At 38.5% G+C, this 25401-nt stretch carries 21 protein-coding genes; 13 read left to right on the top strand and 8 right to left on the bottom strand.

The features are described 5' to 3' along the window. Window positions 1-79 precede the first annotated feature (79 nt). From DW036_RS04800 to gap, 4 genes are all read right to left on the bottom strand, one after another. On the bottom strand, window positions 80-541 hold the full coding sequence (locus DW036_RS04800) for a dCMP deaminase family protein (RefSeq protein WP_044534672.1): 462 nt from the start codon (window positions 539-541) through the stop codon (window positions 80-82). Window positions 542-545: 4 nt separating this feature from the next. After that, the gene (locus tag DW036_RS04795; protein ID WP_118461736.1) at window positions 546-1067 is read right to left on the bottom strand and encodes a DUF4847 family protein; all 522 of its coding nucleotides are present in this window, start codon (window positions 1065-1067) and stop codon (window positions 546-548) included. Continuing rightward, entirely contained in the window at window positions 1064-3121 is a 2058-nt protein-coding gene (locus DW036_RS04790) for a M3 family metallopeptidase (RefSeq protein WP_118461734.1), read from the bottom strand. The genes DW036_RS04795 and DW036_RS04790 overlap by 4 nt, the downstream gene beginning before the upstream one ends. Before the next feature lie 183 nt (window positions 3122-3304). Then, window positions 3305-4315, bottom strand: a complete 1011-nt coding sequence (gap, locus tag DW036_RS04785; RefSeq protein ID WP_118461732.1) for a type I glyceraldehyde-3-phosphate dehydrogenase — start codon at window positions 4313-4315, stop codon at window positions 3305-3307. 139 nt (window positions 4316-4454) lie between these two features. On the opposite strand from gap, the gene mscL reads away from it, so the two are divergent. Beyond that, entirely contained in the window at window positions 4455-4892 is a 438-nt protein-coding gene (gene mscL / locus DW036_RS04780) for a large-conductance mechanosensitive channel protein MscL (protein WP_118462045.1), read from the top strand. Window positions 4893-5163: 271 nt separating this feature from the next. On the opposite strand, the gene DW036_RS04775 is transcribed toward mscL, so the two are convergent. Beyond that, window positions 5164-5859: a DUF5039 family protein gene (locus DW036_RS04775; protein WP_118461730.1), complete on the bottom strand. Its 696-nt coding sequence runs from the start codon at window positions 5857-5859 to the stop codon at window positions 5164-5166. Between the two features lie 124 nt (window positions 5860-5983). Here DW036_RS04775 and guaA point away from each other — a divergent pair, with 124 nt between their 5' ends. Further along, window positions 5984-7537, top strand: coding sequence for a glutamine-hydrolyzing GMP synthase (guaA, locus tag DW036_RS04770; protein WP_118461728.1), 1554 nt, complete (start codon window positions 5984-5986; stop codon window positions 7535-7537). 205 nt (window positions 7538-7742) lie between these two features. Beyond that, window positions 7743-9059, top strand: coding sequence for a tyrosine-type recombinase/integrase (locus DW036_RS04765; RefSeq protein WP_118461726.1), 1317 nt, complete (start codon window positions 7743-7745; stop codon window positions 9057-9059). Window positions 9060-9224: 165 nt separating this feature from the next. Here DW036_RS04765 and DW036_RS04760 read toward each other — a convergent pair whose 3' ends face one another. Both DW036_RS04760 and DW036_RS04755 read right to left on the bottom strand, forming a co-directional pair. Then, window positions 9225-10889, bottom strand: a complete 1665-nt coding sequence (locus DW036_RS04760; protein ID WP_118461724.1) for a hypothetical protein — start codon at window positions 10887-10889, stop codon at window positions 9225-9227. A gap of 162 nt (window positions 10890-11051) precedes the next feature. Then, window positions 11052-11345 carry a helix-turn-helix domain-containing protein gene (locus DW036_RS04755; RefSeq protein ID WP_118461722.1) on the bottom strand — a complete coding sequence of 98 codons (294 nt, stop codon included), beginning with the start codon at window positions 11343-11345 and terminating at the stop codon, window positions 11052-11054. Window positions 11346-11517: 172 nt separating this feature from the next. Between DW036_RS04755 and DW036_RS04750 the strand changes: the two genes are divergently transcribed. The 10 genes from DW036_RS04750 (at window position 11518) to DW036_RS04700 (ending at window position 21006) form a co-directional block, all read left to right on the top strand. Continuing rightward, window positions 11518-11823 (top strand): hypothetical protein, encoded by a 306-nt coding sequence (locus tag DW036_RS04750; protein ID WP_118461720.1) that lies wholly within the window; start codon window positions 11518-11520, stop codon window positions 11821-11823. A gap of 32 nt (window positions 11824-11855) precedes the next feature. Further along, window positions 11856-12188 carry an SH3 beta-barrel fold-containing protein gene (locus tag DW036_RS04745; RefSeq protein ID WP_118461718.1) on the top strand — a complete coding sequence of 111 codons (333 nt, stop codon included), beginning with the start codon at window positions 11856-11858 and terminating at the stop codon, window positions 12186-12188. A 119-nt stretch (window positions 12189-12307) separates the two neighbouring features. Further along, on the top strand, window positions 12308-12895 hold the full coding sequence (locus DW036_RS04740; RefSeq protein ID WP_118461717.1) for a tyrosine-type recombinase/integrase: 588 nt from the start codon (window positions 12308-12310) through the stop codon (window positions 12893-12895). Window positions 12896-13269: 374 nt separating this feature from the next. Next, entirely contained in the window at window positions 13270-14562 is a 1293-nt protein-coding gene (locus DW036_RS04735; protein ID WP_118461715.1) for a WG repeat-containing protein, read from the top strand. After that, window positions 14559-15665, top strand: a complete 1107-nt coding sequence (locus DW036_RS04730) for an SPFH domain-containing protein (RefSeq protein WP_118461713.1) — start codon at window positions 14559-14561, stop codon at window positions 15663-15665. Before DW036_RS04735 ends, DW036_RS04730 begins: the two co-directional genes overlap by 4 nt. Before the next feature lie 359 nt (window positions 15666-16024). After that, window positions 16025-17185, top strand: a complete 1161-nt coding sequence (locus DW036_RS04720; protein ID WP_233560301.1) for a hypothetical protein — start codon at window positions 16025-16027, stop codon at window positions 17183-17185. A 23-nt stretch (window positions 17186-17208) separates the two neighbouring features. Further along, entirely contained in the window at window positions 17209-18087 is an 879-nt protein-coding gene (locus DW036_RS04715) for a hypothetical protein (RefSeq protein ID WP_118461707.1), read from the top strand. Window positions 18088-18162: 75 nt separating this feature from the next. Then, complete coding sequence (locus tag DW036_RS04710) at window positions 18163-19452, top strand: leucine-rich repeat domain-containing protein (protein WP_118461705.1); 1290 nt, start codon at window positions 18163-18165, stop codon at window positions 19450-19452. 6 nt (window positions 19453-19458) lie between these two features. Further along, window positions 19459-19701: a hypothetical protein gene (locus tag DW036_RS04705; RefSeq protein WP_118461703.1), complete on the top strand. Its 243-nt coding sequence runs from the start codon at window positions 19459-19461 to the stop codon at window positions 19699-19701. Between the two features lie 618 nt (window positions 19702-20319). Beyond that, on the top strand, window positions 20320-21006 hold the full coding sequence (locus DW036_RS04700; RefSeq protein WP_022391780.1) for a DUF4468 domain-containing protein: 687 nt from the start codon (window positions 20320-20322) through the stop codon (window positions 21004-21006). A gap of 74 nt (window positions 21007-21080) precedes the next feature. On the opposite strand, the gene DW036_RS04695 is transcribed toward DW036_RS04700, so the two are convergent. Continuing rightward, window positions 21081-25397, bottom strand: coding sequence for a hybrid sensor histidine kinase/response regulator transcription factor (locus DW036_RS04695; RefSeq protein ID WP_118461701.1), 4317 nt, complete (start codon window positions 25395-25397; stop codon window positions 21081-21083). Window positions 25398-25401: the final 4 nt, after the last annotated feature.

Genomic DNA, 25401 nt, shown 5'->3' with positions numbered 1-25401 from the left:
TAGTTGTTAGCTACGAACTACAAGCTACGAGTAGTGGCTGGTGGTTCGTAGATTTTAGTTTATTGTTTGTTTAAGGTCTTTATTCTTTACTTGTAGCCTGTAGCTCGTCACTTGTAGCTACATATACTACCTCGATACCTGCACGCTTCAAAAGTTCGATACCGTCTTCCAAACGGTATTTCTCGGAGTAAACCACCCGTTTGATACCTGCCTGGATAATCAGTTTTGAACATTCAATGCATGGCGAAGCGGTGACATACATAGTGGCACCGTCACTGCTATTGTTAGAGCATGCTATCTTCGTGATTGCATTCGCCTCGGCATGCAACACGTAAGGTTTGGTAACGTTATTATCGTCTTCACATACATTTTCAAAACCGGCAGGCGTTCCGTTATACCCGTCAGAAATGATCATTTTATCTTTGACGATGAGTGCACCTACCTGGCGGCGTTTACAATATGAATTTTCCGCCCAGATACTTGCCATACGTATATAACGCTTGTCCAGCGCTTCTTGTTTTTCTTTAGCAGAACCTTCCATAGTCTTAATTACCTGAGTTACGTTGTGGAGCGAAGGAGATGAACTTTACAGTCTGCCCCTCTTTGTAGTAAATATATAGATTCTTATTGTCTCCTCCATATTTGAATGCACCCTTTAGTCCGTCCATAAAGGCTTTACCTAAATACTTATCTCCATCGGTGCCTCCTCCATTTTTTATGGTAATCTTTAATTCCCGATTATCCCCGTTTGCACTCCAGTCACCATTGACAGAGGCACTGGTGGCTTTTCCGCTAAAAGTCCCGATTGCTACATCATTTACATTAGCACCTTCAAACACTAAAGTGTAATTATCTCCTGCAATTGTCTTAAAACTCTTTTCTCTTGCATCTTGGTCTCCTTGCCAGAAGTCGTACATTTTGTTTTGTCCTTCCACTGCAATGTAAGTCATGTACCAGGTTTTTCCGGTGAAGATGTCAATAACATCGTCTTCCTGATCACAAGCGCTCAATACGGGTACGAAGAGAGCTACTAACAGCAGCTGTATATAGGTCTTCATCTTTTTCATTTCTTTATTCCATTTCTGATTAATAATGCATCAATAGTTGGTTCTTGTCCGCGAAAGCGTTTGTATAGTGTCATCGGGTGTTCTGTTCCTCCTTTGGAAAGAATGTTTTCCCGGAAGGAAGCGGCTACTTCCGGATTGAAGATTCCTTTTTGTTTAAACAGTGAGAACGCATCTGCATCCAGAACTTCCGCCCATTTATAGCTGTAATATCCGGCAGAATAACCTCCGGCAAAGATATGCGAGAACTGTGTACTCATACAGGCATCTTCTATCACAGGAAGAATCTGTGCTTTCTTCCATGCTTCTTTTTCGTAAGCCTTCACGTCACCATCAAATGGGGTGGTACGGGTGTACCATGCCATATCCAGTAATCCAAAGCTAACTTGACGCAGGCAGGCATAAGCGGCATCAAAATTAGAAGAATCTACAATGCGCTGTACCAGTTCGTCCGGTATGAGTTCTCCGGTCTGATAATGTCTGGCAAATGTGTGGAGGAACTCCTTTTCAATAGCGAAGTTCTCCATGAATTGAGAGGGAAGTTCCACAAAGTCCCAATATACATTTGTACCGCTCAGGTTTTCATAGGTGGAATTCGCGAACATGCCATGCAGGCTATGCCCGAACTCATGCAGGAATGTCTCCAGTTCACCAAATGTCAGTAAGGCGGGTTTGTCTTTGGTCGGCTTAGTGAAGTTCATCACGATAGATATGTGCGGACGACTGTTTTCACCGGTTGTCTCGTCAATCCATTGTTCTTTATAAGAAGTCATCCATGCACCTGCGCGTTTACCCTCTCTGGGATGGAAGTCTGTATAGAGTACGGACAGGAATTTACCGTCTTTGTCAAAGACCTCATATGCATCCACATCCTTGTGATATACCGGGATATTGCTGTTTTTCTTGAAAGTAATACCATACAAGCGGGTAGCCAGACCGAATACACCTTCTTTTACCTTGCTCAGTTCAAAATAGGGGCGGAGCATTTCATCATCTATCTGGAACTTCCGGTCTTTCAGTTTATGAGAATAATAAGACCAGTCCCAAGGCATCACAGTGAAATCATTGCCTTCCAGTTGGCGTGCCAGCGCCTCTACTTCTGCATATTCTTGCTTGGCGGTGGGAGTGTAGGCTTCCAGTAGCTGATCCAGCAGCTTATATACATTGCCGCTGTTTTCTGCCATTCGCTCTTGCAGGTTATACTCGGCAAAACTGTTGTAACCCAAAAGTTGCGCAATAGCCAGGCGGGTATTAACGAGCTTCTTTACAATTTCCAGATTGTTGGTTTCATTGTCATGGGTACATTTGGTATTATATGCCATATAAAGCTTACAGCGCAAATCGCGGTTACTGGCATACGTCATAAACGGACTATAACTGGGGGCCTGCAAAGTGAACACCCATCCTTCCACGCCTTTTTCTTTGGCAGTTTCTGCGGCTGCATCAATGGCGCTTTGCGGCAGGCCGGCAAGTTGTGCAGGGTCTGTCAGTATCAGTTTATAGTCGTTGGTTTCTTTCAGATTGTTTTCTCCGAATTGCAGGGTCAGCAAGCTGAGTTCTTTGCTCAGAGCACGATATTGCTCTTTGGCTTCTCCTTCGAGGTTGGCTCCACTGCGAACAAAGCTATTATATACTTTCTCCAGCAGCTTGTTTTGCTCGGGAGTAAGATTAGCCTGGTCTTTCTGGTCATATACTGCTTTAATGCGTGCAAATAACTTCTCATTCAGAGTGATGTTATTGCCATGTTCGCTCAGCAACGGCATGATGGTTTTTGCCAGTTCCTGCATGTCGTCGTTGGTTTCCGCACTCAGCAGATTGCCGAATACAGTGCTGACCTGGTTCAACAGTTCGCCGGACTTCTCGTAAGCAGCGACCGTGTTGGCAAATGTAGCCTCTTCCGGATTATTGGTGATAGCATCAATCTCCGCATTGTGACGGTTGATACCTTCACGAATGGCGGGTTCATAATGTTCGGTCTTTATCTTTTCAAACGGGATGGTACCGTGAGGCGTAGAATACTTTTCAAAAAAAGGGTTTTGAGCCTGTATTATATTCATAAAGCAGAGTAATGTTAGCGTTAGTTTTAATTTTATCATACTTACTTAGGTTCGGTAAAAATAATCTAACTGCAAAAGTGCAAAAAAAATAGCTGATTTAATGAATAACCCGTTGTATTTTAACAAAAAACAGGCAACCTCGTCGAGATTGCCTGTTTTAAATATTATTTTGTACTCTGCTTATTAGTTGTTAACTGAAGCCATGTGAGCGATCAGGTCAAGAACCTTGTTAGAGTAACCGATTTCGTTGTCATACCAAGATACAACTTTTACGAAAGTATCAGTCAAAGCGATACCAGCTTTTGCATCGAAGATAGAAGTACGAGCGTCACCCAAGAAGTCAGAAGAAACTACTGCATCTTCAGTGTAACCCAGGATACCCTTCAATTCGCCTTCTGAAGCTTCTTTCATAGCAGCACAGATTTCAGCGTAAGTAGCCGGTTTTGCCAAGTTAACTGTCAAGTCAACTACAGATACGTCCAAAGTCGGAACACGCATAGACATACCAGTCAATTTGCCGTTCAAAGCAGGGATTACTTTACCTACAGCCTTAGCAGCACCAGTAGAAGATGGGATGATGTTGCCAGAAGCAGCACGACCACCTCTCCAGTCTTTCATAGAAGGACCGTCAACTGTCTTCTGAGTAGCAGTTGTAGAGTGAACTGTAGTCATCAAACCATCCAAGATACCGAACTTGTCGTTCAATACTTTAGCGATAGGAGCCAAACAGTTAGTAGTACAAGAAGCGTTAGATACGAATTGAGTACCTTTCACGTATGTTTTTTCGTTTACACCGCAAACGAACATCGGGGTGTCATCTTTAGAAGGAGCAGACATTACTACATATTTTGCACCAGCTTCGATATGAGCTTGAGCTTTGTCTTTGCTCAGGAACAAACCTGTAGATTCAACTACGTATTCTGCACCTACAGCATCCCATTTCAAGTCAGCCGGGTTTCTTTCTGCAGTGATGCGGATAGCTTGGCCGTTAACAATCAGCTTGCTGTTTTCAATATCTGCTTCGATTGTTCCGTCGAACTGACCGTGCATAGTGTCATACTTCAGCATGTAAGCCAAGTAGTCAACCGGACAAAGGTCGTTAATACCAACGATTTGGATATCGTTTCTTTTCATTGCAGCGCGGAATACGAAACGTCCGATACGTCCGAATCCATTAATACCTACTTTAATCATTTTGTTTAAACTTTTAAGGGTTTTATAATATTTGTTCAAATATCTCTCTTCTCTTGCGCATTTATTTCTGAAATGCGGTGCAAAAGTAAGAAAATGTTTTTATATTCGCACTTAATTTTATAATTAAATAATGGAAGTGATGGGAAAAAGTTCATTTTTACAAGATTTTAAATCATTTGCCATGAAAGGCAATGTGGTAGACATGGCTGTCGGTGTAATCATCGGTGGCGCGTTTGGTAAAATTGTATCTTCTGTGGTGGCAGATATTATCATGCCGCCTCTTGGTTTATTGGTGGGAGGTGTGAACTTTACGGACTTGAAGTGGGTGATGAAACCTGCCGAAGTTGTGGACGGTAAAGAGATTGCTGCCGTAACCTTGAATTATGGGAATTTCCTGCAAGTGACGTTTGACTTTCTTATTATTGCTTTTTCTATTTTCCTGTTCATCAAGTTGCTGACCAAGCTGACGGCTAAGAAAGAAGAAGAAGCACCTGCAACACCTCCTGCTCCTCCTGCACCCAACAAAGAAGAGGTCTTGCTGACGGAAATCAGGGATATCTTGAAAGAAAAAAAATAGAAAGAATAGTCTGCCACATACCAACTCCGTGTCTGGTCCATACCAACTCCGTACCAAGTCCAAGTGTATAGATACGGAGCAGGTACGGACTTGATGCGGGGAGGGTACGGCGAGGTCGGATAAAGAACAATTATTAAAGGCTTTTAATACCCTGTCGACAAGGAGTTAAGAGTTTGTCGACAAACTCTTAACTCCTTGCTGATAAACTCTTAACTTCTTGTAAGTTGCTGATAATTAGCATGGCTTTGTTTCACTTTGAATGGGTTTTACCTTACTTGGATGGAGTTATATGATATTTTAATTTTTGATATTCCTGGAGTGCTTCTTTCTGTAAATTTTCCAGTAGTCTGATTTCTACGGATAATTGATTGAGGCTGGCATTGGAGTTGAGAATCTCTTCTCGCTCTTTATAATTTATAATGCCATTTGGTGCCACTTCCTGTTTCTTCTTGCTTTCTTCCAACATATAGCGTGCTGCGGCTATATAGTAGTTTCTGAGTGCCTTCTGCTCTTTATTGCGCATGGGGCGGTAGTCTTTATTCTCGTCGGATAAATGACGATAAAAATTATTCATGGCTACATTGATTTCTTTACGAATTTCCTCTTTAGCGGTATTCCGGTAGGCAGAGTCTAATTGTGCATACTCGGGATAGGTATTCAATATCTTTTTCAGTTCGTCTTTGGCTGTCTCGTAGGTTTCTTTGGAAGCAGATAATTCTTGAGGCTTTAATTCGAAAATGATATAAGTCAGCTTCGGTTCATTTCTAATGTTTATTAATTTGTTGGATGCTTCGCAAGCATCCAGATATTTTTCCATAAGTGTCCAATTGAACAGCAGTTTCTTTTGCTGCAGATCAGTACGTATGATTTCGAGTGATTTTTCTAATTCAACAATTCTGTTTTCCTGCGCCTGCAGGCATACAATATTACATAAAAGCAATAGTAGTAAAAAGCTGATTTTTTTCATGTTTTCCTGTGCATTAAATGATTTATTTATTTGCAAATATAGATTTTCCGCTCTATAATTCCTATTATTCTCTCAGTTTTTCATACTTTTGCAGCTCATTTTAAACTAAATCCATACAGATTATATGCAAGAAAAGATTGTCATTCTTGATTTTGGTTCACAGACTACACAGCTTATAGCCCGTCGTGTCCGTGAATTGAATACATATTGCGAAATTTTACCTTACAATAAGTTCCCGAAGGGGGATGAAAGTGTAAAGGGGGTTATCCTTTCGGGAAGCCCTTTCTCTGTATACGATGAAAATGCGTTTAAGGCAGATTTGAGTGAAATTCGTGGAAAGTATCCTATTCTGGGTATCTGTTACGGTGCGCAATTTATCGCTTATACCAATGGCGGCAAGGTGGAACCTGCCGGAAGTCGTGAGTACGGACGTGCACATTTGAGCTCTTTTGACAAGGACAATGTGTTGTTCAAGGACGTGAAGGAAAATACACAGGTGTGGATGAGCCACGGAGACACAATTACGGTTATCCCTTCCAATTTCAAAAAAATAGCTTCGACGGATAAGGTGGCGATTGCTGCTTATCAGATAGAGAACGAAAAGGTGTGGGGGGTACAGTTCCATCCGGAAGTATTTCATAGCGAAGATGGCACGCAGATGCTGAAGAATTTTGTGGTGGATGTTTGCGGTTGCAAACAGGACTGGAGTGCTGCTTCCTTTATTGAAACGACGGTTGCCGAATTGAAGGAACAGTTGGGTGACGATAAGGTGGTTCTTGGTTTGAGCGGTGGTGTGGATTCTTCCGTAGCTGCTGTATTGTTGAATCGTGCTATCGGCAAGAACCTGACTTGTATCTTCGTGGATCACGGTATGCTCCGTAAGAATGAGTTCAAGAATGTACTACACGATTATGAATGTCTCGGTCTGAATGTTATCGGCGTGGATGCCAGTGCCAAATTCTTTGCAGAACTGGCAGGTGTAACGGAGCCTGAGGAAAAACGTAAGATTATAGGCAAGGGGTTTATCGAAGTATTTGATGAGGAGGCCCATAAGATTAAGGACGTGAAATGGCTGGCACAGGGTACGATCTATCCTGATTGTATCGAATCTCTTTCTATTACCGGTACGGTTATTAAGAGTCATCATAATGTAGGTGGTTTACCTGAAAAGATGCACCTGAAACTTTGTGAGCCGCTTCGCTTATTGTTTAAAGATGAGGTTCGCCGTGTAGGTCGCGGATTGGGTATGCCTGAACATCTGATTACCCGTCATCCTTTCCCCGGACCGGGTCTGGCTGTGCGCATTTTGGGGGATATTACTCCGGAGAAAGTAGCTATTCTGCAAAATGCGGATGATATCTTTATTCAGGGGTTGCGTGACTGGAAAGTGAAAGAAGCTGATGGTAGCGAAACTTCTCTTTATCATCAGGTTTGGCAGGCGGGCGTTATCCTGCTCCCTGTGCAATCAGTTGGTGTAATGGGAGATGAGCGTACGTATGAACGTGCCATTGCGCTGCGCGCTGTGACTTCTACGGATGCCATGACGGCAGACTGGGCACATTTGCCTTACGAATTTCTGGGCAAGGTTTCCAATGATATTATTAATAAGGTGAAAGGGGTGAACCGGGTAACCTATGATATTTCGTCAAAACCGCCTGCAACGATAGAGTGGGAATAATAGATAGTATCTGACCATCAATAAAATTTTTATATTAATCTATTTAAAATCAGCATTTTGAGCCTGTTTTAGCTTAATTTGCTGATTTTCTTTTTCTTACATTATTCAACTTAAAATGCAATTTTGTACCCTAAAAGTGTACCCTACGACATTGCAAATATGATGTTTTTTGTGTTCCTTTGTATCAATCTAAAAAAGAAGGAGCATGGAGAAAAAATACAAAATTCACTTTTACCTTAAATCGGGGGATGGAGAACAAATAATTTATATAATGTTTAGTGTGTTGGGAAAACGCTTCAAATTCTCAACGGGGTACAAGTCTAAAAAAGAGCAATGGGATAATGAAAGGGAAAGAATGATAAACAGCAGCCAATTTAAACAGGCTGAAAACAGACAGGCGAATAAGGTCAATAGATTTTTGGATTATCTCAAAGATAAGACAGAAGAGCATATTAATTCTGTGGTATGGTATAAAGCGAGTGATATAGATACCGTTTTGCTGAAACGTGTTTTACTTGGTTATATTAATAGTTATAATAAGAAAGAGGAAGAAATTGAAGCTAAAGCCAAAGTTACTCCTATCACTTATTTTCAAAATTATATCAGTAATATGGATAAGGTTATTATTAAACGGACGGGAACATTTGCGTCTAAAGGTACGATAACCAATCATAAGATAGTACTTTCACGATTTAGTGATTTCATTAAAGATAGAGGGTATCAAGATAGTTTTTCAATCTTCAATAAATATTTTGAAGATAATTTAGCTCATTACCTGCTAACAGTAAAAGAATATACTATGAATACAGTATGCGCAACGAATAGTATAATGAAGGTGTGGCTTAATAAAGCTCTACAAGAAGGATTAATAACAGATACCACATTTAAGAGTTGGAAAACAAAAGGTAATGACGTTGAGCATATATATCTAAATGATAACGAATTGCAATTAATATATAGTATTGATTTTACCGATGAACTAAAAACACAATATAAGATAGATTTAAAATCCAATATTGAGCAGACACGAGACTTGTTTATTGTGGCTTGCAGGTTGGGATTGCGTTTGGGTGATTGGGGTCGTTTAAGTTCTTCTGAATGGAATTTTGAAGAAAATACTGTTATTATCAATACGAGTAAAACGCAAGAGAGAGTTATTATCCCTTTATCTAAAGAAGTGAAAGCCATTTATAAAAAGTATGCAGGGAAATTTCCACGTCCCGTTTATAAATCTCACTTGAATAAGCAATTACAAAAGTGTGGAGAAATAGCCCATATTGATTCAGATGTGTATTTGATTAGGCGAAAAGGAGGAGTTGCCAAACAAAAATCATATAAGAAATATCAACTGATTTCAAGCCATACGGCAAGGCGTTCATTCGCAACTAACTTGTACCTGAAATGTAAAAATGCAAAATTGGTAATGACATTCACAGGACATAAAACAGAAGAAAACTTTTTTAAATACATTTGTATTGACAAAAAAGAAACGGCAGATATAGCACAGCAATACTTTGAATAAGTATGTTTGGTTTCTAAAGAGGGGGCTACGTAACCCCTCTCTTAAATACCCCTCTTTGGAGGAAGGGGGGGGCTAAATTGCCAACGGGTAGTTCCTTTTTCCGTAAAATTTTCTCCGCAAAAATGACTTTCTTTCAAAGTGGAAATAAGTTTGTAAAGACTTTGCCTACCAAGTGGAAATGTTGTGCCATACAAATTCGTTTGTAGCATGGTTTATATAAATTTCTGATGTTCCATTTTCCAATTCTTTTAGTATATCTCTGCAAGTTTGACACCTTGAATGGGACTCATTCTTGGCTATTGCTTTAAAGCTGTCTATCAATTCATTTATTTCTTTCATATCTTGTTCTTCTTGTCGCAGTTCTCTTGCTACATGCTCCGTTGAATAGTAATCAACTGATATATTGGGAAACAAACCAATCCGCAGGTATTCTTTTTCGATAATCGAGCGTATAAGTTCGGGAGTACATTGGTCGTTAGCTTTTGTATCTAAGACTACAATTGCATCATGTATTGTCAGCACTTTAAATCGTTTGGCGTACAGTTTGGTTAATATACTCCTGAATATATTACTTTCAATGCGCATCATTTGGTTAGCCAAGAAAGTACGGTCTTCTCTTTTACTTTCCTTCACCAATTTATAAACACTTGGATATTTCTTTTTAAATGACTTGGCAAAGTCTTTTCCTTTTGTTGTCAGTGTCTTGGAATAAAAGACTTCACGGAATAGCGTTGCTTTAATGTCAGAACGTAATAATCGTTTAAACTCGTCCAATCTCGTAAAATCATCCCAAAATATCCCCTTTGAAGTATTATAAATGTACTCCCAAATATCATTAGGGATATTTGCAATTTCTTCTTTTGGTATTCCGTTGTTTACCAATAATTTACAGAGTTGTTTACTAACAGAATAGTAAGAATTATCTATATTAGAAAGATTATTATATAATATATGTAAGATATTATCATTAATATTATATCTTTCAATTATTAGTTTATTAAATAATAAAGGATGACTATTATGTATATCTATGGAATATTTTATATTAAGAAAATTCTTAAAGATTCTTGGTGATTGTGTTAAAATGGAATATATGCGTAAATTGCTATCAACAGATAATATATTAAAGTTTCCTTTGTTATATTCATTTAGAATATAAGTAAAATATTCTTTTGATTTGGGAGTTATAAAATGATGCCTATTCCTATAACCTTCTGCTTCTTCTCTATGTGCTAATTTGAGCATTCTCAACGATTTTGTAAAATTATCATATAAGCTATTCCCCATTTCAGATTTTATCTCCTGAATTTGTATCTGCTCATATTTTTTCAATTCTTGTTGCATCTTATCGGAATATTCTTCAATATAAGATGAATATTTCATTTCCGATACAGTGGGTAAATTAGGATTAAGTTCTATTAAACGAGCCTGAATAGATGGTATATAACTACTTGATACTTTTATAATACCCAACACCTCCAATGTGTTCAACATGTCAATATAAACATGTCCTAATACAGTTTGCAATATTTTGGAATTAAAGCGGGTGAAGTTTCCTTCTTTATTGGATTTACACCGTTGAATAAACCGATGAATAAGGAACGCATATTTCTTATATAATATTTGCTTTCTTGGCAATGATTTGTTTGCTCCCTCGACAGTTTCGATTTTGGCGATAAAACTACTGTCACAAGTGACCTCATTGAAGTTAGTAATAGTTCGTTGAGGTTGATTTTGGTTTTTCAACAACTCTATATGTTTCTCAATTATTGCATCAATGCTTATATCCTTGAAAGTATATATAAGTTGCTTCATTGGTAACTTTCCCATATTTTCGTGTTATTTATTGCATTTTTATTCACCTTTTAAGCAAGTATGGTAATAAGCATACAAAATCAATTATACGCATTATATCATTGAATATCAATTATATAAATCGTATTTCGCACCATTGTACATAGACATGAAACAGTTGGCTATATGATTTTTTTTTCATTTTGCAGGCTGTTTGTAACGAGTAAGCAGATTTTCCATGTCCTGAAAGGAAGTGACTTTAAAAATTTCACTCCCAATCTCAATATATCCATTAATATTTTCATTCTTTTCTTGTTCAAATAATTCTTGTATCGGTACTTCCAATGCAGCAGCAATCTTTTCCAATACTGCAACAGATGGATTGCCATTAATATGGTTGCTTAATCCAACACGATTAATCCCCATTTTATCCGCTAATGTTTGAACGGTCATACCTTTTTCTTTGATAATCTCTTTAATTCGTAGTGCCATAAGTATTCATTTATATTATAAATACAAATATACGTTTATTATTAATATGTATATTGATGGATATACATAAAATAATTTAATGTAGCTCTAAAAATATACGATTTTATTTGTGTATGTATATTAAAAGCACTACATTTGCAATACAATAAGAAATCAATAACACTACAATAATATGAACCGATACGATAAAAGACAAGTGATGAAGGATGCACACAGAATTTATAAAAACGATTTCCAACGCAGGGGACGTTCTTGGTCGGAGTGTTTGAAAGCTGCTTGGAGTTGGGAACGGGATGCGGTCAAAGTTCGCGAAGAAAAAGCAGCAAGACTTGATGCTATGATTGCCGCAAGTTGGGCAGCGCACAACACCCGTAAAAACGAGAAGCCTAACAAAAAAGAGTTTGAAGGTTTGTCTTCTGATGCAGTTTCTTATGCTATGGGCTATGGTCGTGGCAATGGTTTCTATTGTGGTGATTGATTGTAGAATATTAACCGATAAATAATAAAAATATGCAAGCAATAATTTTAAACGGTATTACAGCGACAAGAGCGAGAGTTGTTACAGTGCGCACAAATGCACGTGAAATAGATGGGATTTCAAAGGCAATTTTGATTGAACAACTGAAAAACAAGTTGAAAAGTGGCAAAATCGTAAAATTCGCCTACTTAAAAAGTAATGGTGAAGTTCGTATTGCATTTGGTACAACTAATCCCGATTTTGTGAAAGATAAAGTTTGCGGTTGGGGTGAAAGTCGTGAAAGTTATGCTACTACTGCATACTTTGATTTGGAAAAATGTGGTTGGCGTTCGTTCCGTTGGGAGAACTTAATAGCGGTATTTTAATATTCACTAATGCACAAAGTGAATATTGTATTGAATACCAATAACTTAAATAATTTTGTTATTTTGAGGTATTGATATGATGTTCACTTTTATTTGATAACCAACAAAATTGAACATTTATGAGCTTAAAATACAGTCAAACAACAAGTGATTATTTAGAATGGAAAGAAGCAATGAATTTAATCCGCACCCTATATCGGGATGGCAAATTTCAAATGTCTTTGTTCGTTTCGATTGGTTGTTTTTGGGGGTTGAGGGTCTCTGATATATTGGCTTTGCGTTGGAAGCAAATTTTGTATGTGGATGAATTTTGCATTATTGAGAAGAAAACGGGAAAAAGTAGAACCATACGGATTAACCCACAATTGAAAAGGCATATTTCGGACTGTTACGAACAAATTCACCCCATTGGCGTAGATGCTCCTATACTTGTCAGTCAGAAGGGGACTGTATTCACAGTACAGCGTATCAATGTGATTTTGAAAGAGGTAAAAACAAAATACGGCTTGTCAATCAAAAATTTCAGTTGTCACAGTTTGCGTAAGACTTTTGGACGACAAGTTTATAACATGAATGGCGAGAGTGCGGAACTTGCCTTAATAAAGTTGATGGAGTTATTTAATCACAGTTCCGTAGCCATTACCAAAAGATATTTAGGTTTACGTACAGAAGAATTGCTCCAAACCTATGATTGCTTGACCTTTTAATATATATTTGCCTTATAAACAGCTCACAGAACGTTGCTAAGTTCGCTTTTTATTAATATATTTGCATTGTCATTGCATCGCAATGACAGACATATAATTTATAGGAAGCGTTTTAGCTTTATTCCACTTTGATGAATCTCGACACCTCATCTTTGTGTAACATGGAATAATAAAGAACGTTCTTCCTTTGGTTTGTTATATATGTTTTCAAACAACATATACAGCCAAAGGTGTGAGCTGTTTTTCTTATTACTCAATTTGTTACACGGCAGTCGAGAGCCAATCAAAGGTTGGGGATAAGTCTATTCAGGCTCACACTTCTTTTTTATAATCCTTCCTTTTGAGCCTACAGGAAACAGATTCTTGCGAATATTATGGCACAAGAAAAAATTGCTTGCCCCTTTTGTGGTGGATTGGGGAGCGTTGGCTCTATATGTGAATATTGTGGTTCAGTTATACAGTTATCTACTCCAATGCTTGAAAAAGGCTTCCCGAAAACGGAAAAGAAAACTATTTCAGGCGAACAATATGCAGAAAAAATATCCAAGTATCAGACTGTTGGTGAGTATCATGGAAAACTTGCTATTGTTTCAATAGGACAAAGATTTGGGCTTATTGATAGGAATGGTGATTTACGAGTTGGGTTGGAATACGACAATATTGTTAGTACAATTAGAATAGAAGGACTATTTGCCATTTGTAGAAAAGGAAAATGGGCTTTACTGAATGATGATTGCAAATTTCTTATTGATTTCCAATTTGATGATATAAGGGATATAGGATATGAAGAGATTGGGCGTGCGGTATACAATCCCAAGGGGTTAATTAAGGTGAAATTGAAGGGAAAATGGGGGATTATAAACTCCAATGGAGTAGAAATACTCCCATGTATTTACGATGAACGAGGAATTATACCACTGTTTTGTAAAGATAAAACTCTACAATATGACAAGTATATAGAAGTTGCTAAAGACGGTAAATATGGAGTATTTGATGTAAGTGGGCGTGAAATTTATCCTTGTATTCATTTTTTTATCCGTACATGTGGAAACGGAGAACGGTATATAACTTTTACCAAGATGGATGGAGAGTCGTTTGTATCAGGATTGTATGATATGAATACCTACCAAGAAGTATTACCACGTATATATTCGTTTGTTTCTGATTTTCTCCCTAATGTAATTGTCAGCAAAGAAGGGAAGAATGGAGTATATAACATAGAGAGTAAAACGGAAATCTTACCATGTGTCTATGATAAAGTTATTATGGAAAGTAATTGGATAAAGGCAGGAATAAAGTTGGGTAATGGAGAGAATTGGGGGTTGTTTAAATTGACAGGGGAAGAAATTGCACCTTGCCGATATGATAGAATAGAATCTAAAGGTACAGGTAAATTTGACCTCTATTATGGGATGGAAGATATAGGTGTAAACCACTTCTTTACAATAAAAATGGATGGTGATAGGATTGTAGAAAAAGGTTCTCCTAAAATATTTAATGGTTGGTCTGTTTTTTGGTCGGTTTTGTGCCTTTTGGGTGCTATTTTTTTTATTAGTTCATTTGGATTTTTCTCAAATAAATTTGTTTTGGCTCTTATACTCTGTTTGTTAGCCGTTCCCGCAGGTTGTATTTGGAAAGCATTAGTAATAAGGAGATATAAAATATGAATCTTATAGATGTAATCAAATGTGAAGTGAATGACAAGGAGCTTGTGTACAAGTTTCCGTCAGAAAATTTGCGATTGGGTTCACAATTAGTTGTATATCCAACACAAACAGCCTTTTTTGTGAAAGGCGGTGTGATTTTGGATGAGTTTATTTGTGGTACATACACTTTAAAAACAGAGAACATTCCGTTATTGGGTAAGCTGATAAATCTTCCCTTCAATGGACAGACACCTTTCAAAGCGGAGGTTTGGTTTATCAATCAGATAGCCATTCTTGATTGCAAATGGGGTACAGCAAGCCCAATACAAATTGAAGACCCTAAATATGGGATTATCGTGCCAATAAGGGCATTTGGGCAGTATGGATTTAAAGTTGTCAGCCCACGGCAATTCTTGGAGAGTTTGGTAAGCAATATGACTTCGTTCACAGTGGAAAAACTTACCAATTATTTTCGGGGAATTATAATGTCTAAGCTGACAAATATTGTTTCAGATAAGTTGTCCCAAGATGGAATATCGGCAATTAACATAAATTCACACATAAGCAACATTTCTGAATTTTGCCAACAACGCATTGGCGTTGAATTTGAGAAGTATGGACTTAAACTTGAAAGTTTCAATGTAATAGGGATTAATGTTCAGGAGAATGACCCAAGCTTTATCCGTTTGAAGGAAGCAAAAGATTTGGCAGCACGTTTGAAAATAACGGGAAAAGACGTGTATCAAATGGAGCGTAGCTTCAATGTTTTAGAGAATGCGGCTTCCAATGAAGGGGGTGGGCTTGTTAGTTCAGGTGTTGGGATTGGGATGGGATTAAATATAGGTAATCAAGTCGGCAACATGGCAATGAATACAATGAATGTTAATCCTCCGTCATTAACAGTACCTCCCCCATTACCCGTCCAAGAATATTATATTGCGGTCAATGGGCAGCAACAAGGGGCTTTTGATTTCAATACCATTAAAGTGAATATTGAGAACGGGACAATTCAGGGAAATACTTTAATTTGGAAAAAGGGGATGGCTAATTGGGGCTTTATTTCCCAACTTCCTGAATTTTCATCTTTCTTCAATGAATTACCTCCCAAGTTACCAACCATGTAATTTTATCGGCTATGAAACAGATTATAATAGTAATAGGAATCATCCTTTTAGTTGCCAATCTGCTGTTTGGCTTGATACTTTCATCTTATGAAGTGTTCAACTTGTTTGTCAGTAGTTTGGTTATAGTCGCTACTACTGCGTTATTATTTAGTTTGAATGTGATAATACTAAAAGATGGTTTTAAAATATCGTTGTATGTACTATTTTCCATGTTGGGAGGTATAGAGTTTGTATTATCGTTGTTCTCTTCAAAAACTTTTGAAAATAATTGGTTTCTATTGGTTATAGTGTTGTCTCTTACAGCACAAAGTATCATTCTGTTAATTACTAACAAGGTCTCAATTAAAATTAAATAGGAAGTGGAATATATTATATGTAAAAAGTGTGGTTGCCAAATGTCTCCCATGTCGGAGGCGTGTCCCATGTGCGGCACACCGACTAATGAGGATGCACATACGGTAAATTCTTCACCCAAGAATGAAACAGAGAAATACGAGCAAATACCCAATGTTTCAATTTTTAAAAATGGCAAAAGAGTATATTGGGGTGTTGCTGCGGTTCTTACTATCCTATTTATTGTGTATGTTGGATATAATATTGGTAATCGTCAAGATAAAAGTAAAGAAAGCGTCACGAGCATACAACAGACCAATAGCGAACAGCGTGACACATTTAAACGGGAAATCCCCCTTAAGCGTACAGAAACAATAAAAAAAATGACAGAAGCGGATATAAAAGAAGTATTTCTGCAACATTGGAAACACTACAAAGATGATAGGGAATTTATTCCGTTAGAAACGTGCAGTGAAGGGTATAATATCTTTATTGGAGATTTAGATGGTGACGGTATAGATGATGCGATAGTTAATGCGTATGTTACTGCGAGTGCAAAGGAAATATCCAACAATGATAATGAAGATAAGTCTTATATATTTTGTTTTCTGAATAATGGTAAAACTTACGAACTTGCTGTTGCAACAAAATTATATACCATGTTCTTTGTTGATAATATAGACAATGGAGAAATACATGCCCACCGAATTGAATATATGAAAAGAATGAATGACGGAAAAAGAATTGCTGTGAAAGATAGCCATATCTTCAAATATGACGGTGATAAATTAGTAGATTTGGGTGGTACTAAAAGGACTGTTGATGAAGAAGAAAATCCCCCAATAAAGCGGAGAAGTGGAAGTGTGGGATTATCAGAAGGATATTTTTATCGCTATGAGGGCGATATGAAAGGTTTTCCTATAAAGGTGGATTTTGGCGTTTTACCAAATGGTGTGATAAATGGTGAATATCAAAATGTAAAGTATGGTACGGTATTAGATTTGGTAGGACAATTAATCTCCGAGAAATCATTACAGTTAGTTGGCGAGAATCAAAATGAGAAAATTGTATTTGAACTTTCTTTTTCTTCTCCTGAACGCTTAAAAGGATATGGAAGGGTTGGTGATAATTCACTGTCTGTCAATTTGAAACAGGTTTCAAATGAAATAATAAACGATAGCCATTAATGAGTGCTTAAAAATATAGGAATATGAAAAATATTTTAATTACACTTGTCTTGATAAATGTTAGTGCATGCGTATTTGCTCAAAGAACGAATAACAGAGGTGAGTATATGGTAAAGTCTGCCATCGTTGAATCTTATGGTGGACGAGACTTTTCTTATAAACTTGATTTTGAGTATGACGGTTCAAACGATTTGGTGAAAGTAACACGAAGCGGTTATCATGGAAATGATAAATATGTTCATGTCTATACATTCCGTAGTGGGAAATATTCTGATGAAAAGTATATATACTATATTGGGTATAAAAATGGAAAAGTGTTTGATACCAATAAAAATAAACCCTTGTGTTGGTTGGAGAAAACATATTATAGTTTAGAACAAAAATCCTTTAATAGATTTTTTGTGGTTAAAAAAGAAGCGTATGGTGATGATGGCTTTTGCGAAACAACTAACTATGTATATCGTAATGGAGAATTACAAGCAATTCATAGAGGGACAAACAGCATTGGTGACAATGAAATAATGATGCTTACTTGGAGAAAAAGAAATATAGTGTCGGAAAGAATGGAAGGAGGGGGAAATTGGAGTGACGATTTGGAATATTATACGGAATCGGAAATCGTAAATAATACCAATTTGAATATAAATTTCCTCAAATTAGGAGGTACGGGTAAAACATACAAGGATGAAAATATTGGGTTTACAGAATGGTTTGGATTAAATACAACAAAGGCGTTGAAGGGGAGTAAAGATGGTTCGGGATATGGTAGTAGTACCATAAGTCCGCATTATGAATATGAATTAGATGGAAGTTTAATCAAGAAAGTTAGATATATTCATCTAATTGCAGGTAAAGAACATAATTACATTTACAGAACACTTACATTAGAGTATGTATATTGATAAAATGTAATATATAATGTGGTACAAAATGTACTCACAACAATAGATAATATATAACTTTTAAATTAATATTATATGATTAAGAAACTGCTTTTTACGTTGCTTTTTGGAATGTTTGTTTTTCCATTGGTAAATGCGCAAACTTCATCCATGAAGATTGAGACATACAAGATTGACAATGTTAGTACAAGAGGGTTGAATAATAATACAAAAGGAGATGAAGCATTTGATTTTGGTGATTCACAATTTGGCACTGCTATGCTTATGAGTGGCGAAAAATACCCACACGAATCACTTCAATATAAGGTTCAAACTTGGTATGACCCTAATGATGAATGCTGGGAATTATATGGAGTTGAACCCAATTATGAAACATGGAAAAAATCTATATTAATCATTAGTTATAGTGATTGGCAGAATCCCGAAGATGGTACTTGGCATCATACATTCCTAACAGCAGAGGACTTTAAATTCATGCGTGATAGTCTTCCAAACCTGCATAGTGTTAGAATGCGTGACAATATTGAAATTCGTGCTTATAAGGGGGGAAATGGTACAATAAACGGATATTATGAATATCCTGATAATGAAATACCACCTTATGCCTTTGATAAAAGTTACAACAACAAGAAATTGAATAAAAAGCCACAATATAGTACAATCATCTTACCAAAGAATATAATTTCAATTGGTGAGTATGCTTTTGCTAACATCATTGACATTTATTTGGATTCACAAGAACAGTGGGATGAATCATTTCATTCACCCAATCCACGTTTTTGGGACGATGAATATGATGGATATATCTACTTATCCAACTTGCAGAACCTTAAAACAATTAAGGATAATGCGTTTGTCAATACCATATCAACAAGAATTTATCTTCCTGAAAATCTTGAATCCATTGGTGAGAATGCTTTCAATTCTGACATCATTAAGTACAGACCGATAAACACCAATCTTGACAGCATTATTGTAACCTCGTCAATACAACCGAAGATTGCGGAAAATTCATTTGGTATGAAGTTTAAGGATGCAAAGATTGTTGCACCAAGCAGGAAATATTATTTGAATTATAAGTATGACAAACAGTGGGGGGTATCTAAGAACCTGACATACTTTGGTTATGTGTCACCCAATCCCATTGACATTCGTTTGGATAAGGGAAAGTTAATCATCAATATAAAGGATGATGCAACGGAAACGGGAGTTGTTTCATGCTTCCAAGACGGAAGAAAGGTCAGTGACATAGAACTGAATACGGGAAGCAACATTGTGAACTTGAATCCCAAGATGGAATATAAGATTTCAGTGGAAGTGGAGGATTTTAATTTGAAACCATATAAAGTAAATACTAAAAAATAGGATATTATGAAAAAAGTACTTTTACTAACCGCATTGTTTGCTGTGCTTTTTATGGCTTGTAGCGAAGATGAAAACACACCTGAAATGTCTGAATACGTTATACCTGAAAATGATATAAATTCGGTGAAAGAACATATTGACTTGGAAGATAATCAGGAGTTGGTTACTTATAGTATAATAAGTAAGGATAGTATTTGGGGATTGTCAAAGGAAATAATAAATAAAATGGAACTTTGTGATATTTATTGATATATGGCTAAAAAGAAGTTTTGTGCTTTCAAGGTTATATATACTGATTCTTTAAGTATTAAACGAGGTATGGCGATACCTCATTTATTCATTATCTTTTTAATGGAGTAGTCCTTGTTTGGATTACTCTTTTTTTATACCTTTGCTACATCAACTTAAAAATCAGATGATTTATAAGTTACATTTCAGGGCTATTTCATTGATATATAATATCAACCATTTTTTGAAAAATGTACCCTGAAAGTATACCCTATATTTTTAAATAAAATATAAATTATTGTAAATTAATGGTTTATGATAATTGAGTGGGAATAAAAAGTTTTTTATATAATTTTGAGATAGCCCTGACTTTATAATAGTCGGGGCTATTTTGTATGTTTTACGTTTTTTTTAAAGAAAAAGTCTACAAAAATTAAAACTTTACAGAAAACTCCTTATCTTTGCACAGTTGTACAACACAACAGACACATATAAGGAAGTGTTTAGTCCCGTTCCAAAATGATAAAACTCGACTTTAAATTTTAGTGAATTGAACTAATAGGTTCACACATTCTTTAATGCGCCAATACTATTTTATCATAAAGGCATTGATGAACTTACGATGCATGTTTTAATAATATGAAAAGATTTTTTGTAAGCACGCTGGTATGTATTATGGCAGTATGTGCAAGTGCTCAAATTATGCGTGCTGAAGAACTTGAGAAGTATGCAGTTGAGAAGTATGGAGATAAATGGACTGAGGCGGCTGAGAATCTGGGAGCGGGGATTTCATTGGATAAAAATAATTCATTAACTTATACGCAGGTTATTGACTGTGGGGAACAAACTAAAGATCAGCTTTATGTTGCATTGAATTATTGGTTTACTGCCACATTCAATGATGCTGATGCAGTTATTCAGCTAAATGATAAAGAATCCGGTGTAATTATTGGTAAAGGGTTTATAGGAGGTATTGCAGCTCATGCAGGTGGTATGAATTCTTATGTTATCAGTATACACCCTATTATCAGAGTAGATATTAAGGATGGCAAAATCCGTGTAACTTATACCGTACAAAATTATGATGTTAGTAAGTATATTGGTGGAGGCATAATGGGAGCAATAGGGGGTACACAACCTACGAAATCAGTTGAAATGTGGGCTATAGAAAAGTGTTTTCCATTTCAAAAAAAAGATGAATATAAGGCTAAAAAAAGTTCTTCTAAAGCACTTGTTATGACACACGCTTATTCAAATGTTATCATGGATAAAATAGAAGAAGCTGCAAAAAATGGTCTTGTTGGGAATGAAAATAATGATTGGTAAATATCCTCTTTATATTTAGAAATTTTCTAATATGGAAAAGCCCGGAAAGTTTTAAATTCCGGGCTTTTCTGTATTCACTCTTGTTCGAACGTCTCTTCTTCTTTGTCATCAACCTCTTTTTCTTCCGGGTTGTTCTTACCACGTAAATATACGGATGGAGATACTCCGAACTGTTTCTTGAAGCATTTGCTGAAATAGAATGGGTCTTCGATACCTATCTTATAAGATACCTCTGCCACTGTATAACGATTTTCAAGTAAAAGTTCAGCAGCTTTTTTCATGCGGATGATGCGCATGTATTCATTGGGGGAATAACCGGTTATTCCACGTACCTTGCGATAGAAGGTTGAACGTCCCAGCCCCATTACTGAAGCCAGGTCATCTACAGCGAATTCACTGTTACCAATCTGTTCTTCCAGAATAGTTTGAAGCTTATCGGCAAATTGTTTATCTTTCTCCGATGTGCAGATGGCAGGCGTAATCATTCCCGGATCATCCGAAAATTTCTTTCGCAACTTTTCACGTTGCTTTATTAGTTGGAATGCCCTTGCCAGCAATAATTTAGGGCTAAACGGTTTGGTAATATATGCATCTGCTCCGCTTTCCACACCTTTCAGATGATTTTCTGCCGAGCTCATAGCTGTCAATAATATGATAGGAATGTGACTGGTATCGAAATCATTTTTAAGCTTCTGGGTAACTTCGAAGCCGGTGAGACCTGGCATCAGTACATCGCAGATGATGAGGTCGGCGTCGTATGTGCGGGCGCGCTCAAGACCTGAAAGTCCGTCCTCTTCAGTAACAACCTCAAAATAAGGTTTAAATTCTTCTTTCAGGAATTCGCGTACATCATTATCATCCTCTATAATGAGCAGTTTATATTGATTCGAAGGCTCTTTTTCCTTTGCAACGTTTACTTCCAGAATATTTTCTTCTTCATTACTTTCCGGTTTATATGCTTTCTCTTCCAGAAAGGCATTGTGAGGAATCAAAAAATCTTTTTCTTCATATACACTGATGTCAATGGGGAGTGAAACAGTGAAAACTGATCCTCCTCCCTGGTTCTCATCATAATTGATATTCCCTTTATGGACATTGACAAGTTCGTGTGTCAAGTGTAGTCCTATGCCTGTACTATTGCTTGAAAAATTACTTTGCATAAAGCGTTTGAAGAGTTCTCCCCGTTTCTCTTTGGCGATGCCGATACCTGTGTCTGCTACAGAGATTTCCAAGCATTTCCTGTCTTCATCAACGATAGCAGCAAGGGTGACTTTCCCGTTGCTCGGGGTGTATTTGAAGGCATTGGATAGGAGGTTATAGACCACTTTGTCCAGATTCCCTTTGTCAATGAACATCTTGTAGGAAGCAGCTGAGGGCTGGAAACGAAAATCCATGTTCTTGGATGTGGCGGTGTCTTTGAAGCTTAGGAATATTTCGTGCAGGAAGCCCATAACGTCTGTTTCTTCCAGGGAGAGGGCGAGCTTGTTGTTCTGCATCTTCCGAAATTCCAGCAATTGGTTGATGAGACGGAGCATGCGCTGGGTACTCTTGTTCATAACCTTTAGCGAGTTGACCATTTCCTTGGGTACCTTGTCTATACTCTGTATCTTCTCCAGTGCTCCCTGAATCAGAGTTAGGGGAGTACGGAATTCGTGTGAAATGTTTGTGAAGAATACGAGTTTATATTCAGTCAGTTGCTTTTCTACCTGTACTTTATTACGCAGGAGATTGAAGTTACGTATCAGTCTATAGGTGATGTACAGCATGACTGTCAACAATAGGGCATAGATGAGGAATGCCCAAGTAGTTTTCCAGAAGGGGGGAGTGATGATAATTTTCAGAACGGCTTCCTGATCGCCCAAGATGCCGGTGGCATTGCAAACTTTCACGTGCAAGCTGTATTTACCCGGTGGCAGGTTTTTGTAGGATGCAAAACTGAGAGGCGAGGGTTTGCTCCACTCTTTATCATAGTTCTCCAGCCGGTAGGTGTAGGTATAGCTGTTGGTCTTTGAGTAATCGAACGTAGTGAAGTCGATGACGAATGATCTCTGGAAATACTTCAGTTCGATTTCGTCGGTGTACATCATGGCGCTGGAGAGGGGGGAGTCGGGATCACCGGGGCGCATGGATATTCCGTTCACCTGAAGGTTGGTAAAGGTAATTGAGGAGTTGAGTACCGAATTGTTTCCCATTTGTTCGGGGTTGATGACCAACAAACCGTAGTTGGTGCCGAACAGCAGGCTGCCATTTTTGCTGACGTACGAGCTATTGTCGCTGTAGACATTACCAAGCGTGTAGGCTGAGAAGAAGTAGTTATCGAAGACTTGCGTTTCGGGGTTGAAGCGCGAGATACCGTATTCGGTGGCAATCCAGAGGTTGCCTTGCTTGTCTTCGGCGATGGCTTGGACCATGTCGTTGACGAGGCCGTTGCTGGTGCCGTAGTGCTTGAAGGTGAGGTTACGGTAGTCGGTACTGGGGATACACATGCTGAGACCACCACCAGAGGAACCAATCCATATCCGCCCCCGAGTGTCCTGGTAGATGCACTTGATTTCGTTGCTGCGCAACTTTCCGTTGTTGTAATTGTAAGTCAGGTAGTTCTGCGGGTTGGTTTGCAGGGAATCGGGAGAGAAGACGTAGACTCCGTCACTGTTTCCCACCCATATCCAGCCGTTCGAGTCTTCGATGATGGCGCGCGTGCGGCGCTGTCCGAAGGTTTTGTTGAAGAAGTGGCGGAAGGTGTATCGGTCGTTCTCCTTGATGGCCAAATCCAGTCCGCCACCAAAGGTGCCTACCCACATACGACCTTTTTGGTCGCAGTAAAGAGTAAAGATATGGTTGTTGCTGATGGAAGAAGCATCATAAGGATGGTTGATATACCATTGTCCGCCAATGCAGAGGCCTTCACCGCGGCTTCCCATCCATAGGGTTCCATCATTATCTTCGGCCATAGCGTAGATGTTGGAGTTGTAGTGAACTTCTTTTTTCAGTGTGTTGATTAGTGGGTCGTAGGTATAGACGCCACCACCACGGGTACCGATACAGATGTCATCGTTCTTGAGGCGGGTAATCATGCGGACGGTATTGGAACGGTCGGACATGGAGATGGCTTCGGGGTATATACGTTTGATGCCTTCGTTCAGGATGGTGAGACGGGCGATGCCGGCGTATTCGGAACTGACCCAGATGGCGCCGGAACTGTCTTCCATGATGTATTGCAGATAGTTGGAGCTGATGTGGCTGAAGCCGTCGATCTGGAAGTCGAAGTGCTGGAGTTCTTCTGTGGTAGTGTTGTAGGTGAAGAGTCCATTGCCGTAGGTGGAGATCCAGATAATGCCTCGGGAGTCGTGTACGATGTGGTAACGTTCCATGTCCACATAGTTCAGCTTATCGGGAGGGGAGAGGCGGAAGGTTTTAACGGCGTGAGTGGTGGCGTTGACGTACCATACTTGGCCGGTGTTGTTATATATCCAGAAGTCGCCTCGATTATCCGTCAGCACATTGCCGTTATGGATGTCGAGTTCAGGGTGGCGGCTGACGTGATTGTTTTTCATGTTGAATAGATAGCCTCCGGTGGAGGTGAAGATGACCCACTCGTTTTGTAGGCGGAGTGTGCCGTACAGGGTGATCCCTCCCTCGCTACGTGGCAGGTGGGCGACGGTTGTAGTGGGTGCAGTACCGCTCTTCCGGCTGATGATGCCATCGGTGGAGAGGAAAAAGACGTCTTTTCCGAAGGATTGTGCGGCAAAGGCATTGCCGTTATTGATAATGACGGTTTGTGTACCGCTGACCAGGACCACACCGTGATCGGTACCTATCCAGATGTTTCCCTGTGGGTCGGGGTATACATAGGCCACGCTGTCCGAAGGCAGATTACCATTGGATTTCTTGTAAGCAACGGATGAAAACGCACCATTGTGGTAGGTGATGAGGCGGCAGCCGTTGCGACTGTTCCACAACCATATATCTCCATTGGGAGCTTCAGCCTTGCGGTCGTAGTGTTGGCGGTGTTCGCCGCGGCCGGTGAAGTCGACAAAGCGTTCTGTTTTCAGGTCATAGCAGTTGAAGAATTCGCCGGAGGTTTCGAGCCACAGGAAGCCGTTGCAGTCTTCGCTGATGGAGCGGACGTGGTTGGAGGAGAGGGAGAGGCGGCCGGGCTGGGTGTCGCCTTCGGGCAGAAGAGTAACGAAAGTGTTGCCGTCGTAACGACTGAGTCCGTTCAGGGTTCCCATCCAAATAAACCCTTTACTATCCTGGAATACATAGCAGACGGAATTGTTGGCAAGCCCGTCGGCAGTAGTCATATGGGTAGAACGTACTTCGACAGAGGCTGAGGTGTTAAGAATGAAGAATAATAGATATAGGCATGCAAGCAATAAGTGCTTTTTCATATTT

This window comes from Bacteroides sp. AF39-11AC, assembly GCF_003474285.1.
Lineage (GTDB): Bacteria > Bacteroidota > Bacteroidia > Bacteroidales > Bacteroidaceae > Bacteroides.
The sequence above is the reverse complement of the archived record's forward strand: the minus strand, read 5'-3'. Positions and strand labels throughout refer to the sequence as shown.